This window comes from Streptomyces albireticuli, assembly GCF_021228125.1.
In the GTDB taxonomy this organism is placed as follows: domain Bacteria; phylum Actinomycetota; class Actinomycetes; order Streptomycetales; family Streptomycetaceae; genus Streptomyces; species Streptomyces albireticuli.
Genome location: NZ_JAJQQS010000004.1, coordinates 508,514 through 523,938 on the forward strand (window position 1 = coordinate 508,514; position 15,425 = coordinate 523,938).

The 15,425-nt window shown below is 74.2% G+C and carries 15 protein-coding genes and 2 rRNA genes; 4 read left to right on the plus strand and 13 right to left on the minus strand.

All coding sequences use genetic code 11. The features are described 5' to 3' along the window. Positions 1–148 precede the first annotated feature (148 nt). The 4 genes from recN to LUZ64_RS10655 form a co-directional block, all read right to left on the minus strand. The gene (gene recN, locus LUZ64_RS10640; RefSeq protein WP_095580631.1) at positions 149–1,918 is read right to left on the minus strand and encodes a DNA repair protein RecN; all 1,770 of its coding nucleotides are present in this window, start codon (positions 1,916–1,918) and stop codon (positions 149–151) included. A gap of 345 nt (positions 1,919–2,263) precedes the next feature. Continuing rightward, entirely contained in the window at positions 2,264–3,202 is a 939-nt protein-coding gene (locus tag LUZ64_RS10645) for an NAD kinase (protein WP_095580633.1), read from the minus strand. 38 nt (positions 3,203–3,240) lie between these two features. Beyond that, positions 3,241–4,056, minus strand: a complete 816-nt coding sequence (locus tag LUZ64_RS10650) for a TlyA family RNA methyltransferase (RefSeq protein WP_095580635.1) — start codon at positions 4,054–4,056, stop codon at positions 3,241–3,243. 13 nt (positions 4,057–4,069) lie between these two features. After that, on the minus strand, positions 4,070–4,405 hold the full coding sequence (locus tag LUZ64_RS10655; protein WP_232390416.1) for a hypothetical protein: 336 nt from the start codon (positions 4,403–4,405) through the stop codon (positions 4,070–4,072). A 68-nt stretch (positions 4,406–4,473) separates the two neighbouring features. On the opposite strand from LUZ64_RS10655, the gene LUZ64_RS10660 reads away from it, so the two are divergent. Then, a complete protein-coding gene (locus LUZ64_RS10660) occupies positions 4,474–4,821 on the plus strand; it encodes a sterol-binding protein (RefSeq protein WP_095580637.1) in 348 nt (115 codons plus the stop codon). Here LUZ64_RS10660 and LUZ64_RS10665 read toward each other — a convergent pair. The 4 genes from LUZ64_RS10665 to LUZ64_RS10680 are packed head-to-tail and all read right to left on the minus strand — an operon-like array spanning position 4,769 to position 8,002. Continuing rightward, positions 4,769–5,626 carry an ABC transporter ATP-binding protein gene (locus LUZ64_RS10665; RefSeq protein ID WP_095580639.1) on the minus strand — a complete coding sequence of 286 codons (858 nt, stop codon included), beginning with the start codon at positions 5,624–5,626 and terminating at the stop codon, positions 4,769–4,771. The two genes, LUZ64_RS10660 and LUZ64_RS10665, sit on opposite strands and share 53 nt — an antisense overlap. Next, positions 5,623–5,868: a hypothetical protein gene (locus LUZ64_RS10670; protein ID WP_143593074.1), complete on the minus strand. Its 246-nt coding sequence runs from the start codon at positions 5,866–5,868 to the stop codon at positions 5,623–5,625. The genes LUZ64_RS10665 and LUZ64_RS10670 overlap by 4 nt, the downstream gene beginning before the upstream one ends. Positions 5,869–5,879: 11 nt before the next feature. Further along, a complete protein-coding gene (locus LUZ64_RS10675) occupies positions 5,880–6,956 on the minus strand; it encodes a FecCD family ABC transporter permease (RefSeq protein ID WP_095580643.1) in 1,077 nt (358 codons plus the stop codon). Beyond that, the gene (locus tag LUZ64_RS10680; protein ID WP_372472042.1) at positions 6,953–8,002 is read right to left on the minus strand and encodes a FecCD family ABC transporter permease; all 1,050 of its coding nucleotides are present in this window, start codon (positions 8,000–8,002) and stop codon (positions 6,953–6,955) included. The genes LUZ64_RS10675 and LUZ64_RS10680 overlap by 4 nt, the downstream gene beginning before the upstream one ends. A 65-nt stretch (positions 8,003–8,067) precedes the next feature. Here LUZ64_RS10680 and LUZ64_RS10685 point away from each other — a divergent pair, with 65 nt between their 5' ends. Together LUZ64_RS10685 and LUZ64_RS10690 are read left to right on the plus strand one after the other, a co-directional pair. Further along, complete coding sequence (locus tag LUZ64_RS10685) at positions 8,068–9,126, plus strand: ABC transporter substrate-binding protein (protein ID WP_095580647.1); 1,059 nt, start codon at positions 8,068–8,070, stop codon at positions 9,124–9,126. Between the two features lie 47 nt (positions 9,127–9,173). Next, positions 9,174–10,046 carry a siderophore-interacting protein gene (locus LUZ64_RS10690; protein WP_095580649.1) on the plus strand — a complete coding sequence of 291 codons (873 nt, stop codon included), beginning with the start codon at positions 9,174–9,176 and terminating at the stop codon, positions 10,044–10,046. Positions 10,047–10,192: 146 nt separating this feature from the next. On the opposite strand, the gene LUZ64_RS10695 is transcribed toward LUZ64_RS10690, so the two are convergent. Continuing rightward, positions 10,193–11,230: an HAD hydrolase-like protein gene (locus LUZ64_RS10695; protein ID WP_095580651.1), complete on the minus strand. Its 1,038-nt coding sequence runs from the start codon at positions 11,228–11,230 to the stop codon at positions 10,193–10,195. Positions 11,231–11,305: 75 nt separating this feature from the next. Between LUZ64_RS10695 and LUZ64_RS10700 the strand changes: the two genes are divergently transcribed. Then, the gene (locus LUZ64_RS10700; protein ID WP_095580653.1) at positions 11,306–12,604 is read left to right on the plus strand and encodes a DUF1015 family protein; all 1,299 of its coding nucleotides are present in this window, start codon (positions 11,306–11,308) and stop codon (positions 12,602–12,604) included. Between the two features lie 88 nt (positions 12,605–12,692). Here the strand turns inward: LUZ64_RS10700 and LUZ64_RS10705 are convergent, their stop codons facing one another. The 4 genes from LUZ64_RS10705 to LUZ64_RS10720 all read right to left on the minus strand — a co-directional run. Then, entirely contained in the window at positions 12,693–13,541 is an 849-nt protein-coding gene (locus LUZ64_RS10705; protein WP_095580657.1) for a tetratricopeptide repeat protein, read from the minus strand. A 65-nt stretch (positions 13,542–13,606) separates the two neighbouring features. Further along, positions 13,607–14,833, minus strand: coding sequence for a hypothetical protein (locus tag LUZ64_RS10710; RefSeq protein ID WP_232398544.1), 1,227 nt, complete (start codon positions 14,831–14,833; stop codon positions 13,607–13,609). A 260-nt stretch (positions 14,834–15,093) separates the two neighbouring features. Continuing rightward, positions 15,094–15,210 (minus strand): 5S ribosomal RNA (rrf, locus tag LUZ64_RS10715). Between the two features lie 109 nt (positions 15,211–15,319). Further along, positions 15,320–15,425, minus strand: a 23S ribosomal RNA gene (locus LUZ64_RS10720); the annotation flags it as partial.

Here is a 15,425-nt window from a genome sequence, read left to right on the forward strand (position 1 = left end):
TTCCCGAACGCCCTCGATCGCCGGACGGGCTGAATCCAGCGCGTCCGGCGATCGAGGCCCGGGGTCCGGGGCGGAGCCCCGTTCGGGAAGGGGCGGGCAGGGGGAAAAGCCCCGCGCAGCGGCACCCCACCGCACCCCGCCTCGCCGCTCAGCCCCGCGCCAGCGGCCCCCGCGCCGCCTCCAGGAGCTCCTCCGCGTGCGCCCTGGCCAGCTGGGAATCCTCCTGGCCGGCCAGCATGCGGGAGAGCTCGCGGACGCGGTCCTCGCCCTCCATGGCCTTGACGCCGCTGCGGGTCACCGAGCCCTCGTGGGTCTTCTCCACGACCAGGTGGCGGTCGGCGAAGGCGGCGACCTGCGGGAGGTGGGTGACGACCACGACCTGCGCGGTGCGGGCGAGGCGGGCCAGACGGCGGCCGACCTCGACGGCCGCCTTGCCGCCGACACCGGCGTCGACCTCGTCGAAGAGGTACGTCGGCACGGGGTCGGAACCCGCGAAGACGACCTCCACGGCGAGCATGACGCGCGAGAGCTCACCGCCCGACGCGCCCTTGGCGATGGGCCGGGGCTGCGCCCCGGGGTGCGGGGTGAGGTAGAGCTCGACCTCGTCCACGCCGTGCGGCCCGTACGCGACGGCCCGGCCGCCGACCTCGACGCCGTTCGCGCCGCTCTCCGCGTCCGCCACCTCGGTCTGCCGGATGGCGAAGGTGACCCGCGCGTGCGGCATGGCCAGCTCCGCGAGCTCGGCCGTGACCGCCCCGGCGAACCGCTCCGCCGCCTCCGCGCGCGCGTCGCTCAGCGCCTGTGCCAGCCCGCCCAGTTCGGCCCGGAGCGCGTCCCGCTCCGCGGTCAGCTCCTCGATGCGGTCGTCGTCGCCCTCCAGGGCGCCCAGGCGCGCGGCGCTCTCCTCGGCCCAGGCCAGGACGCCCGCGATGTCCGCCCCGTACTTGCGCGTCAGGTGCGTCAGCGCCGCCCGCCGCTCCTCCACGGCCGCGAGCCGCAGCGGGTCCGCGTCGAGGTCGGATGCGTAGCCCGCGAGCTCACCGGCCACGTCGGACACCAGGATGCCGATCTCGCCGATCCGGTCCGCGAGCGCGGCGAGCGCCGGGTCGTGGGAGCGCACGGCCTCCACCGCGCGCTGCGCGCCCGCCACCAGCGTGGCCGCGTCGATGCCCTCCGGGTCCTCGGGGTTCCCGGCGAGGGCCGCGTGCGCGGCGGACGCGGCGGAGGCCAGCGCCTCCGCGTGGCCCAGCCGCGAGGCCTCCGCGGCGAGCTCGGCGTCCTCCCCGGGCAGCGGCTCGACGGCGGCCACCTCGTCCAGCCCGAAGCGCAGCAGGTCCGCCTCCTGCGCCCGCTCGCGGGCGCGCGTGGTCAGCTCCGTCAGCTCGGCGGCGACGGCCCGCAGCCGCCGGTAGGCGCCGGCGTACTTGGCGAGCGGCACGGACACCGCGTCGCCCGCGTACCGGTCCAGCGCCTGGCGCTGCCGGGCCGGGCGCAGCAGCCCCTGCTGGTCCGTCTGCCCGTGCACCGCCACCAGGTCGTCGGCGAGCTCGCCGAGCAGTCCCACGGGCACGCTCCGGCCGCCCAGGTGGGCGCGTGAGCGCCCCTCGGCGGAGAGGGTGCGGCTGATGAGCAGCGTGCCGTCGTCCAGCTCGGCGCCCGCCTCCTCGGCCCGTACGGCCACGGGTGACCGGCGGTCGACGGCGAGCCTGCCCTCGACCACCGCGGACTTGGCGCCGACGCGCACCAGCGCGGGGTCGGCGCGCCCGCCGAGCAGCAGCCCGAGGCTGGTGACGACCATGGTCTTGCCCGCGCCGGTCTCACCCGTGACCGCGGTGAAACCGGGCGACAGCTCGACCACCGCGTCATCGATGACGCCCAAGGACCGGATCCGCATCTCCTCCAACACGGATACGACCATACGAGGTTCCGGGGCCGCCTCGCGACGGCTCCCCCTCCCGGTCGCCCCGAAGAGCGCCTCGCCACCGTTCCGGGTGAGGGCCCCGGGCCTTCCGCAAACCGGGGCAAGGACGGGCACGGCGGGTCCTTCCGCGACCCGTCCCTTCCCGCTCCCGGGGCTCCGCCCCGGACCCCGGTCCTCAAGTGCCGGACGCGCCGAGCCGTCGCCCGGCCCGGGGAAGAAGGCCGACCGGGGCGCGGGGCAGGCCCCGGCCCGGGGACGGCCGGCATCGGACAGCCGGAACATCCGGCCGGTCCTCGCTTGCGGTCACCACGCGACAGCGCGGAAGGGCGAGGGGGCGGAACCCTAGTGCGGCGCGCCCCGCCAGCCCGCGACCGGCAGCGCGAACTTCGCGACCAGCCGGTCCGTGAAGGACGCGTGGTGCAGCCGCGCCAGCCGCACCGGCACCGCACCCCGCCGTACCTCCACCCGCGCGCCCGCCGGCAGCGGAGCGGTGCGGCGGCCGTCGCACCACAGGACGCCGTTGGGCGTCTGCGGCTGCACCTCGACCGCGAGGACCGAGTCCGGGGCCGTCACCAGCGGCTTGGCGAAGAGCGCGTGCGCGCTGATGGGCACCATCAGCAGTGCCTCCACCTCCGGCCAGACCACCGGGCCGCCCGCCGAGAAGGCGTAGGCCGTGGAGCCGGTCGGGGTCGCGCAGACGACGCCGTCGCCGCCGAACCGCGACACCGGCCGCCCGTCGACCTCCGTGACGACCTCCAGCAGCCGCTCCCGCGCCGCCTTCTCCACGGACGCCTCGTTCAGCGCCCAGTCGGTGTGCACGACGTGCCCGTCGGTCCGGACGAGGACGTCGAGCGTCATCCGCTCCTCGACCTCGTAGGCCCGGGTCACGACGCGGTCGACGACCTTGTCCAGGTCGTCCCGCTCGGCCTCGGCCAGGAAGCCGACCCGGCCGAGGTTGACGCCCAGCATCGGCACCCCGGAGCGCCGCGCGAACTCCGCGCCGCGCAGCAGGGTGCCGTCACCGCCGAGCACGATCAGCAGCTCGCAGCCCTCCAGGACGTCCGGCCTGCCCGGTCCGGCCTCGACCAGTTCCGCCGAGGGCGGCAGCGGCAGGTCCGCGGCCTCCTCGGCGAGGACCCGCACCCCGATGCCGCAGCGCAGCAGTCCCTGGACGACGAGTTCGGCGCTGCGGATGGCCGCCGGGCGGCCGGTGTGTGCGAGCAGGAAGACGGTGCGGCCGGCCTCGGTGGCCTCCCCCGCCGCTCCCGCCCGGTTCCGCACCTGTGCTGCTGCTGTCTCGGATGCTGCTTCTGAAGTGGTCAACGGGGCCCCTCCGCCACTGCACGGTCAACGTCCGCCGGGTCCAGTTCAGGCGCTCCGGCGCGCAGCCACAGAAAGTACTCGACGTTGCCCGAGGGGCCGGGCAGCGGGCTGGCCGTCACGCCCAGCACACCGAGGCCGAGGGCGGCCGCCTGGCCGGCGACCGTGCGGACGGCCTCGGCCCGCAGCTGGGTGCTGCGCACCACGCCGCCGGTGCCGAGCCGCTCCTTGCCCACCTCGAACTGCGGCTTGACCATGAGGACCAGGTCCGCGTCGGGCGCGGCGCAGCGCACCAGGGCGGGCAGTACGAGGCCGAGCGGGATGAAGGACAGGTCGCCGACGACGAGGTCGGCCGGCCGGTCGTCGATCTGGTCGAGCGTCAACTCGCGGACGTTCGTACGGTCCTTCACGGTGACCCGGTCGTCACTCTGGAGGGACCAGGCGAGCTGTCCGTAGCCGACGTCCACGGCGACGACGTGGGCGGCGCCCGCGCGCAGCAGGACGTCGGTGAAGCCGCCGGTGGAGGCTCCCGCGTCCAGGGCCCGGCGGCCCTCGACCTTCAGGCCCTTCGGGACGAAGGCGGCGAAGGCGCCCGCGAGCTTGTGGCCGCCGCGGGAGACGTAGTCGGGGTCGTTCTCGTCCTGGGTGACCACGACGGCGGCGCTGATCTCCACCTGGGTGGCGGCCTTGGTCGCGACGGCGCCGCCGACGGTCACCCGGCCCGCGGCGATCAGCTGGCTCGCGTGCTCGCGGGAGCGGGCGAGTTTCCGGCGCACCAGCTCGGCGTCGAGTCGGCTGCGGCGCGGGCGGGTCACTGCCACGGGTGGTTCAGCTCCTGTTGTCGTACGAGGCGGGCGCGCCGGACGGCGCGGGTGGTCCCGGGTGCCTGTCGAGCGCGGTGAGCGCGTCGCGCAGGCCCCGGTGTACATCCTCGTACACCTCCAGGTGGCCGCTCGCGGCGAGGTGGTCGGCGTCGGCCAGCCGGCGCAGCTGGGCGTCCACCGCGGCGTCGCCGGTGGGCGCCCGGTCGACGCCGAGGGGCCGCGGCCCGGCGGCGTCCGGGGCCCCGGCGCGCTCGTCCGCCCCGTCCGCGAGACCGTCCGCCGGGTCCTGTGCCGCCTCGCCCGGCGGCTCGTCCGGCACACCGCTCATCGCTTCGCTCATGACTCCGACGCTACCCCGGAACAGCGCCTGTGCGGCGTACGCGATCACCTGAGGTAGCGTCCCTCCCAATGGCGACCATCGAGGAGTGCAGAGAAGCGCTCGACCGGCTGGCGGAGAACCTCGCGGGGGCGAGCGGCGACCTCCGCGACGCCGCCGCGCCCGACCGCTCGCTCAGCTGTCATCTGTCCGACCTCGACGTGACCTTCGTGGGCCACCTCGCGGGCGGCCACATCCAGGACGTACGGACCGTCCCGGGCACCCCCGAGCGGCGCTCGGAGATCGCCCTGACGATGACGGGCGACGACCTGGTGGCCCTGGTGGACGGCCGGCTGAACTTCGCGAAGGCGTGGGCCGCCGGCCGGGTCAGGGTGCAGGCGAGCCTGCGGGACGTGCTGCGCCTGCGGAAGCTGCTGTAGCGGCCTCGGCGGAGGCGCTCCGGCGCTGCCGGGCGGCCGGGACGACCAGCGGTGTGCCCGTCTCGGGGTCGTCGATGACCTGGCAGCGCAGCCCGAACACCCGCTCGACGAGCTCGGCGGTGACGACCTCGCCCGGCGCGCCCTCGGCCACCACCCGGCCGTCGCGCATCGCGATCAGGTGGGTGGCGTAGCGCGCGGCGTGGTTGAGGTCGTGGAGGACGGCGACGAGGGTGCGGCCCTGGGTCTCGTGCAGGTCGGCGCAGAGGTCGAGGACCTCGATCTGGTGCTGGATGTCGAGGTAGGTGGTCGGCTCGTCCAGGAGCAGCAGCGGGGTCTGCTGGGCGAGGGCCATGGCGATCCAGACCCGCTGGCGCTGGCCGCCGGAGAGCTCGTCGACGTGCCGGTCGCCGAGCGCCCCGACGCCGGTGGCCTCCATCGACTCCTGGACGATCCGCTCGTCCTCGCGCGACCACTGGCGCAGCATCCCCTGGTGCGGGTAGCGGCCCCGGGCGACCAGGTCGGCGACGGTGATGCCGTCCGGCGCGATGGAGGACTGCGGAAGCAGACCGAGGGTGCGGGCGACCTGCTTGGCGGGGTAACTGTCGATGGCGGCGCCGTCGAGGAGGACGGACCCGGTGGCCGGCTTGAGCATCCGGGACAGGGCCCGCAGCAGGGTGGACTTGCCGCAGGCGTTGGGGCCGATGATCACCGTGAAGGAGTTGTCGGGGACGGCGACCGAGAGGTTCTCGGCGATGACGCGCTGGTCGTAGGCGAGGGTGACGGATTCGGCCGTCAGTCGGCTCACGGTGATGTCTCCTTGCTCGGTGTACCTGTACGACGCTCGGTGTTCCCGTACGACTCGCGCTCGGTGTTCATGTGCGACACACGCTCGGTGTTCATGTGCGACACGCGCTGGCTGTTGCCGTACGACGCGCGCTCGGTGTTCGCGTACGACCCGACGCGGGTGGCGTTCCCGTACGACGCGCGCGCGGCGGCCGACGCGCTTCTGTCCCGCCTCCCGGGCGTGCCCGCGCCCGGTGCGCTCATGCCCCGGCCGCTCATATCCGTCCCGCCTTGCGCTCGGTGAACAGCAGCCACAGCAGATAGCAGCCGCCCAGCATCCCGGTCAGCGCCCCGACGGGCAGCTGGTCGGCCCCGAAGAGCCGCTGGGAGCCCCAGTCCGCGCCGACCAGCAGCACCGCGCCGGTGCAGGCGGAGGCGGGCAGGTTGGGCCCGGACGCCCGGGTGAGCCGCCGGGCGATCTGGGGCGCGGCGAGGGCGACGAAGGTGACGGGTCCGGCGGCGGCCGTCGCGGCGGCGGTCAGCAGCACGGCGGCGCCCATCGCCACGAGCCGGGTGCGCTCGGCCCGTACGCCCAGGGCGTACGCGGCGTTGTCGCCCATCTCCAGCATCCGCAGGGCCCGGCCGTGGCCGAGGAGGACGGGGAAGAGCACGGCGGCCACGCACAGCAGGGGCCACACCTGGCTCCAGTCGCGGCCGTCGAGCGAGCCGACCATCCAGACCATGGAGCGTGTGGCGTCGACGAGGTCGGCCTTGGTCATCAGGTAGTCGCGGACACCGGTGAGCACGGCGGCGGCGCCGATGCCGACGAGCACGAGGCGGTAGCCGTGGATGCCCTTGCGCCACGCCAGCAGGTAGACGGCGAGGCCGGTGACGACGCCGCCCGCGACGGCACCCGCCGCGACGGCGAAGGGGTCGCCGTGGAAGAGCACGATGACGACGAGCGCCCCGGCCGCCGACCCCTGGCCGAAGCCGATGACGTCCGGGCTGCCCAGCGGGTTGCGGGAGACGGACTGGAAGACGGCGCCGGCCAGTCCGAGCGAGGCGCCGACGAGCAGGCCGACGAGCACCCGCGGCAGCCGCAGGTCCCGGACGATGAACTCCTGCGCGGGTGTGCCGCCGCCGGTGAGGGTGCGCAGCACGTCGGCGGGCGCCATGGGGAAGTCGCCGGTGCCGATGAGCGCGACGGCCGCGGCGACGGCGACGGCGAGGAGCAGCAGGACGACGACGGCCGCCCGGGGGTCCACCCGCAGGGAGAGCCCACCGCGGGTCCGCAGGGTCTTCCCGGTCGTACCGGGCCGGGAGGTTCGGGGGGTTCGGGAGGCGGCTGTCACTGCTGTGCCATTCTGCGGCGGCGGACGAGGTGGATGAAGACGGGTCCGCCGACGACCGCGGTGACGATGCCGGCCTGGAGCTCCCCGGGCCGGGTGACGACGCGTCCGATCACATCGGCGCCGAGCAGCAGCACCGGTGCCAGCACGGCCGCGTACGGCAGGATCCAGCGCAGGTCCGGGCCGGTGAGGGAGCGGACGAGGTGCGGGACGATCAGGCCGATGAAGACGATCGGCCCGCAGGCCGCGGTCGCGGCGCCGCACAGCAGGGTGACGGCGGTCATGGCGAGGACGCGGGTGCGGACGGGGCTCGTGCCGAGCGCGCGGGCGGTGTCGTCGCCGAGCGCCACCGCGTTCAGCGGGCGGGCGAGCGCCAGGGCCAGCAGCACGCCGGCGGCGATGAACGGGCCGACCTGGCGGATGACGTCCATGGAGGCGGAGGCCAGCGAGCCGACCGTCCAGAAGCGCATCCGGTCGAGGGCGGCCGAGTCCATGAGCTGGACGGAGTTGACGTAGCCGTAGAGGGCGTAGGTCACGGCCGTGCCCGCGAGGGCGAGGCGGACGGGGGTCGCGGCGCGGCTGCCGCCGAGCGCGTGGACGAGCACGGAGACGACGGCGGCGCCGAGGAAGGCGAACCACACGTAGCCGCCGACGGAGGTGACGCCGAGGAAGCTGACGGCGGACACGACGGCCGCCGCGGCACCGGCGTTGACGCCGAGGATGCCGGGTTCGGCGAGCGGGTTGCGGGTGAGGGCCTGCATCACGGCGCCGGCGAGACCGAGCGCGGTGCCGGCCAGCAAGCCCAGAAGCGTACGGGGCACCCGTACCTCACGGACCACCACGTCGGTGTCGGTGCCCGTGAAGTGGAACAGGCCGTGCCAGACCTGGTCGAGGGGGATCTGTCTGGCGCCGACGGCGACGCTCGCGACGGCGACCAGCAGGAGCGCGCCCACGGCGGCGAACAGACCCGCGGCGCGTACCGCGTTCCGGCCGCGTGGCGTGGGTTCCGGCGGGGCCGCCTGGGACCGGGGGTGACTCTCGACCAACACCAGGTTAGGTTAGCCTACCCTGAGATCCCCCCGTTCGAGTGTAGTTCCGAGAGAAGCGCACCCCCATGAGCACCTCCCCCCAGTCCTCCCCGTCCGGCCGCTCCGGCGGCCCGTCCCGCCCGACCCGCCGCGGCCTGCTGGCCGCCGGCGGCGCCCTCGGCCTCGGCGGCCTCCTCGCGGCGTGCGGCGGTTCGTCGGACAAGGCGGACAAGGCGTCAGGGGCGCGCGCGGACTCGGGCTCCTGGACCTTCAAGGACGACCGCGGCGAGACCGCCCGGACGAAGAAGACCCCCAAGAAGGTCGTCGCCTTCACCGGCACCGCCGCCGCCCTGCACGACTTCGGCTTCGAGTGCGCGGGCGTCTTCGGCCCCACCACGCTCAAGGGCGGCAAGCCGGACCCGCAGGCCGGCGACCTCGACGTCGGCAAGGTCACGGTCCTGGGCAACGCCTGGGGCGAGTTCAACGTCGAGAAGTACGCGGCCCTGGGCCCGGACCTGCTGGTCACCAACATGCTCCAGGGCAGCGAGCTCTGGTACGTGCCGGACGGCAGCAGGAAGAAGATCCTGGCCCTGGCCCCGAGCGTCGGCATCAACGTCACGAAGGTGTCCCTGACCCAGGTCATCGGGCGCTACGCGGAGCTGGCCGGCGCCCTCGGCGCCGACCTGAAGGCCAAGAAGGTCACCGACGCGAAGGCCCGCTTCGAGAAGGCCTCCGAGACGCTCCGCAAGGCCGCCCGGGACAAGAAGGGCCTCAAGGTCCTCTGCGCCTCCGGCTCGGCCGACCTGCTCTACGTCTCCGACCCGGCCGTCTACGCCGACCTCTCCTACTTCACGTCGCTCGGCGTCGAGTTCGTCGTCCCCGACAAGGTCACCGGAGGCTTCTTCGAGAGCCTCAGCTGGGAGAACGCCGGCAAGTACGCCGCCGACGTGATCCTCCTCGACAACCGCACCGCCGCACTCCAGCCCAAGGACCTCGAGGCCAAGCCCACCTGGGCCGGCCTGCCCGCCGTCAAGGCCGGCCAGATCACCCCCTGGCTCAGCGAGCCGCGCTACTCGTACGCCGGCTGCGCGCCGCTCGTCGAGAGCCTCGCCGCCGCCATCGAGAAGGCCGAGAAGGTCAGCTGACGTCCGTCCGGCCGGCACACCCGGCCGACGACCGAGAGGAACCCGCCATGTCCGTCCAGACCGACCGGCCCGTCCAGGCCGACAAGCCCGTACTGCCGTACCGATTCTTCGATCTGCGCGTCCTGCGCGCCGAGCGGCTCACCCCCGCGATGATGCGGGTCACCTTCGGCGCCGAGGACCTGCGCGACATCGTCAGCGGCGGCCGCGACCAGCGCTTCAAGCTGTTCCTGCCGCAGGCGGGACAGGACGCCCCGGTGCTCCCCGAGGCGCGCGACGAGAACTGGTGGGCGGAGTGGCGGGCCATGGACCCCGCCGTACGGGCGTACATCCGCACGTACACCGTGCGGGCGCTGCGGCACGGGCCGGACGGACCGGAGGAGATGGACGTCGACTTCGCGGTGCACACCGACGCGAACGGCCACGGCGGCCCGGCCACCAACTGGGCCCAGGCCGCCCGCCCGGGCGACCGCGTCACCGTCCTGTGCCCCGTCGTCGAGAACAACGGCGGCGTCGACTTCCAGCCGCCCGCGGGCACCGACTGGATGCTCCTCACCGCCGACGAGACGGCACTGCCCGCGGTGGCCGCCACCCTGGCCTGGCTGCCGGCCGGCACCCGGGCCAAGGTCTGGATCGAGGTCCCGCACACGGACGACATCCAGGACCTCCCCACCGAGGCCGACGCGGACATCACCTGGCTGGTCCGCGGCCGCTCCTCGGCCACCCCGCTCCTCGACGCGGTCCGCGCCGCGGAGTTCCCCGCCGGAACCCCCTACGCCTGGATCGCCGGGGAGGCCGGCGGCATCCGCGCCCTCCGCCGCCACCTGGTGGGCGAACGCGGCTTCGACCGCCGGGCGGTGACGTTCACGGGTTACTGGCGCCGGGGGGCGTCGGAGGAGGACCTGCTGGCGGAGCTGGCCTGAGAGTGCGGCGCCCCTTCCCGACCCGGCGCTTGAGGACACCGCGCGAAGCGCGGAAAAGGGGGCCCGGGGGCGAAGCCCCCGGTTTCGGGAAGGGGCGGGTAGGGGACAAGGCCCCGCGCAGCGGCACACGCCACCCGCAGCCCGAACTACCACCCCAGCCGAGCCAGCGCCTTCCCCGCATCCAGCCCGCAAGACCCCTCCCCCGCCGACGACCAAGCCGCCGCGCAAAGCGCCCGCAACGCGTCCACCCGCTCCCCCTCACCCTCACCCTCAAGGACGAGCGCGTCCCCACGCACCGCCGCGGTCCACCCCCCGCACACGAACCCCTCGGCGGAGTCGCCGGAGACGGCCGGCTGCGCCACCAGCAACCCCCGCAGGTCCTCCGCCACGTACGTCGGCCGGAACCGCGGCTCCGCCGCGAGCAGCTGCGCCGCCGTCGTGACCCCGGTCAGGACGAGCAGCGAGTCCACGCCGCCCACGTACGCGCCCTCGATGTCCGTGTCGAGCCGGTCGCCCACCACGAGCGGCCGCTCCGCGCCCGTGCGCAGCACGGTCTCACGGTGCATCGGCGGCAGCGGCTTCCCCGCCACCTGCGGCTCCGCGCCCGTGGCTATCCGCACGACCTGCACCGCCGCGCCGTTGCCCGGGGCGATCCCCCGCGCGCTCGGGATCGTCAGGTCCGTGTTGGACGCGAACCACGGCAGGCCCCGCGCCACCGCGTACGACGCCTCCGCCAGCCGCGACCACGGCATGTCCGGCCCGCCGTAGCCCTGCGCCACCGCGGCCGGGTCGTCGTCCGCGGAGTCCACCGGCACCAGCCCGCGCTCCCGCAGGGCCACCCGCAGCCCCTCCGCGCCGATCACCAGCACCCGCGAACCGGCGGGCAGCTGATCGGCGATCAGCCGGGCCACCGCCTGCGCCGAGGTGATCACGTCGGACGGCTCGGCGGGCACCCCGAGCTCCGTCAGGTGCCCGGCGACCGTCTCCGGGGTGCGGGCGGCGTTGTTCGTCACGTAGGCGAGGTGCATGCCGCCGTCCCGTGCCGTGCCCAGCGACTCGACCGCGTGCGCGATGGCCTCGCCACCCGCGTAGACCACGCCGTCGAGGTCGAGCAGCGCCGTGTCGTAGGCCGCGCTCAGCGGACGCTCGCTGCCCTCGGGCCGGGTCCGGGCGGTCTGGTTCATGTTCGGCTCGCTCCTTGTGCTGTACGTCTCTTCCGCGATCATTGCTCATCGGGCCGTGAGACATAACATTTCCCAATGAGCACTCCAGGACAGGCACGGTTCGCAGGGAAAGCAGGGCAAGGACTCCGACTCGCCCCGTTCCGAGGGCTGCGCTACGTCCCGGAGCGGGTCGGCAGCCTCGCCGCCGTCACCTCCCCACCGTACGACGTCGTCGTGCGGCCCGACGGACTGCGCCATCTGGAGACGGCCGATCCGCACAACATCGTCCGGCTGATCCTCCCGCAGGCGGCCACGGCCGCCGACCGCCACCGGCAGGCCGCCGAGACGCTGCGCCGCTGGCAGGAGGAGGACGTCCTCGCGCCCGACCCCGAGCCCGCCCTGTACGTCTACGAGCAGCGCGGCGACGGCATCCTCCAGCGCGGTCTCATCGGCGCCCTGCGGCTCACCCCGCGCGAGGAGGGCGCCGTCCTCCCCCACGAGGACGTCATGCCGCACATCGTCGAGGACCGCGCCGCCCTGATGCGCGACACGGGCGCCAACCTCGAACCGCTGCTGTTCTCGTACCGCGGCACCGGCGGCCCGGAAGGCGCGGCGGGCGTCATCGACCGCGTCGTCGGCCGGGAGCCGCTGCTCTCCACGACCACGGAGGACGGCTACGCCCACCGGCTGTGGTCCGTCACGGACCCCGACGAGCTCCGCCTGATCGACGAGGACCTCTCCCGGCAGCGTGCCCTGATCGCCGACGGGCACCACCGCTGGGCCACCTACCAGCGGCTGCGCGCCGAGCAACCGGCCCCCGGCCCCTGGGACTTCGGCCTGGTCCTCCTCGTGGACACCGCCCGCTACCCGCTGCGCGTACGGGCGATCCACCGCCTGCTGCACCGGCTCCCGGTCGCGGACGCGCTCGCGGCCCTCGGGGACGCGTTCCGCGTCCGGACCCTGGACGGGCCGCTGCCGCAGGCCCTGGACGCGCTGGCGGAGACGGCCGGGGAGCCCGGCAACGCCTTCGTCCTCGCGGGAGACGGCCGCTTCCACCTCGTCGACCGCCCGGATCCGGCCCTCCTCGACCGCGTGGTCCCGGCCGACCGTCCGGAGGCGTGGCGCACGCTGGACGCGACGGTCCTGCACTCCGTCCTGCTGGAGCACCTCTGGCACGTGCCGGACGACCCCGAGCACATCGGGTACATCCACGAGACGGCCGCGGCGGTCCAGCAGGCCGAGCGGCACGGCGGCACGGCGGTCCTCATGCACCCGGTGCGCGAGGACGTCGTCCGGGAGCTCGCGGAGCAGGGCGTGACGATGCCGCGCAAGTCGACGTCCTTCGGCCCGAAGCCGGCCACCGGCCTGGTGCTGCGGAGCCTGGCCCTGGACTGACGGGGGAGCGGCCATGAAAAAGCCCCCCTCACCCACGTCTCCGTGGGTGAGGGGGGCTTTTTCAGATGACTCCCGGGGGTACCGGAGCTCAGCTCTTGTCCTCGGAGGACTTCTCCTCGGAAGCCTTCTCCTCGGTGGACTCGTCGGCGGCCTTCTCGGCGACGACGGGCTCCACGAACTGCGGGACCTCGACGGCGGGGGTCTCCACGGCCTCGACGACGGCCTCGGCGGTCTCGTCGGCCTTCTCCTCCGCGGCCTCCTCGCCGGCGGCGACGGTCTCGGCCTTGGCCTCGACCTCGGCCTCGGTGTCGGCCTCGGTGGTCATGGCGTCCGTGAACTCCACGCCGTCCAGCTCCGCGAGCCGGTCCGAGGCGTTCGTCATGCCGCCCTGGTCGGACTCGAGGGCCTTGGCGAACCACTCACGGGCCTCGTCCTTGCGGCCGACCTCCAGCAGCGCGTCGGCGTAGGCGTACCGCAGGCGCGCGGTCCACGGCTGGACCGAGTTGGAGGCGAGCTCGGGGCTCTGGAGGGTGACGACGGCGGCCTCGGCCTGGCCCATGTCCTTGCGGGCACCGGCGGCGACGAGACGCATCTCGACCTGGCCGGCCTTGTCCAGCTTGTTCACCTCGGGCTCGCCGGCCATGGCCAGGGCGCGCTCCGGGCGGCCCATGCCGCGCTCGCAGTCGGCCATGACGGGCCACAGCTCCACGGAACCCGTCATCCGGCGGGCGGCGCGGAACTCCGCGAGCGCCTCGGTGTAGCGGGCGGTCGCGTACGCGGCGAAGCCGGCGGCCTCGCGCACGGCGGCGACGCGGGAGGCGAGCCGCAGGGCGATGCGCGAGTAGGCGTACGCCTCCTCGGGCTCCTCGTCCAGCAGGTTCGCCACCATGACGAGGTTGCGGGCGACCTCTTCCGCGAGGCCCTTCGGCAGGCTCATGAGCTCCTGCCGGACGTCCGCGTCGATCTCCTCGCCGGTCACGTCGTCGGGGATCGGCAGACGCTTCACCGGCTCGCGGTCGCCGCGGTCACGGTCCCGGTCGTCACGACGGCCGTAGCCGCCGGAACGGTCGTCACGGCCGCCGCGGAAACCGCCGCGGTCGTCGTCACGGCGCGGGCCGCGGTCGTCACGGCGACCGTAGCCGCCGCCGGAGGGACGGCCACCGCGGTCGTCACGGCCGCCGCGGAAGCCACCGCGGTCGTCATCGCGGCGCGGGCCACGGTCGTCGCGGCGGAAGCCGCCACGCTCGTCGTCGCGGCGCGGGGCGCGGTCGTCACGGCGGTCGTCACGACGGAAGGAGGGGCGCTCGTCACGACGGTCGTCGCGACGGAAGCCACCACGGTCGTCATCACGACGGGGCGCGCGGTCGTCACGGCGGAAGCCGCCACGGTCGTCATCGCGGCGCGGGCCGCGGTCGTCGCGACGGAAACCACCTCGGTCGTCGTCACGGCGCGGGGCGCGGTCGTCGCGCGGGAAGGAAGGACGGTCGTCGCGGCGGAAGCCGCCACGCTCGTCGTCGCGGCGCGGGCCACGGTCGTCACGGCGGTCGTCACGACGGAAGGCCGGACGCTCGTCACGACGGTCGTCGCGACGGAAACCACCACGGTCGTCATCACGACGGGGGCCGCCGTAACCGCCACCGGACGGACGGCCACCACGGTCGTCACGACGCTCGAAGCCACCCGGACGGCCACCACGGTCGTCATCACGACGCGGACCACGGTCATCACGGCGGTCGTCACGACGGAAGGCCGGACGCTCGTCACGACGGTCGTCGCGACGGAAGCCGCCACGGTCGTCGTCACGGCGCGGGCCGCCGTAGCCACCACCGGACGGACGGCCACCACGGTCGTCGTCACGGCGGGGTGCGCGGTCGTCGCGGCGGAAGCCACCGCGGTCGTCATCACGGCGCGGGCCGCCGTAACCGCCACCGGACGGACGGCCACCACGGTCGTCACGGCCGCCGCGGAAACCGCCGCGGTCGTCATCGCGGCGCGGGCCGCGGTCGTCGCGACGGAAGCCACCGCGGTCGTCGTCACGACGGGGGCCGCCGTAGCCGCCACCGGACGGACGGCCACCGCGGTCGTCACGACGCTCGAAGCCACCCGGACGGCCGCCACGGTCGTTGTCACGGCGCTGGCCGTAGCCACCGCCGGCGGGACGACCGCCACGGTCGTCGTCGCGGCGCGGGCCACGGGGACGGTCGCCACCACGGTCGTCACGGTCGTCACGACGGAACGCCGGACGGTCGTCGCGACGGAAGCCGCCACGCGAGTCGTCACGACGCGGGCCGCGAGGGCCTCCGCCGCGGCGCTCGCCGCCCGAGCGATCGTCGGGAGAGTTGGTGGACATCGGGGTGACTCCTGTCTTCGGGTACCGCAGTCATTCTCGCGCAACCGGCTGACCGGCGCGCTTCGACAAAAACAAGCAGAAATACAAAAGGACCCCTGGTCCCAGCGTGAACGCTGGGACCAGGGGTCCTTGAAAGATTGTTCGGCGGCGTCCTACTCTCCCACACGGTCCCCCATGCAGTACCATCGGCGCTGAAAGGCTTAGCTTCCGGGTTCGGAATGTAACCGGGCGTTTCCCTAACGCTATGACCACCGAAACCCTATCGGGTTCTAGCGAACAAGCACACTCTTCAATTAAGTAGTGAAACTGGTTCAACCGGTGCGACTGTTCGCAACCCGGGAACCACACAGTGGACGCGAGCAACTGAGGACAAGCCCTCGGCCTATTAGTACCAGTCAGCTCCAACCGTTACCGGTCTTCCACACCTGGCCTATCAACCCAGTCGTCTACTGGGAGCCTTACCCTCTCAAA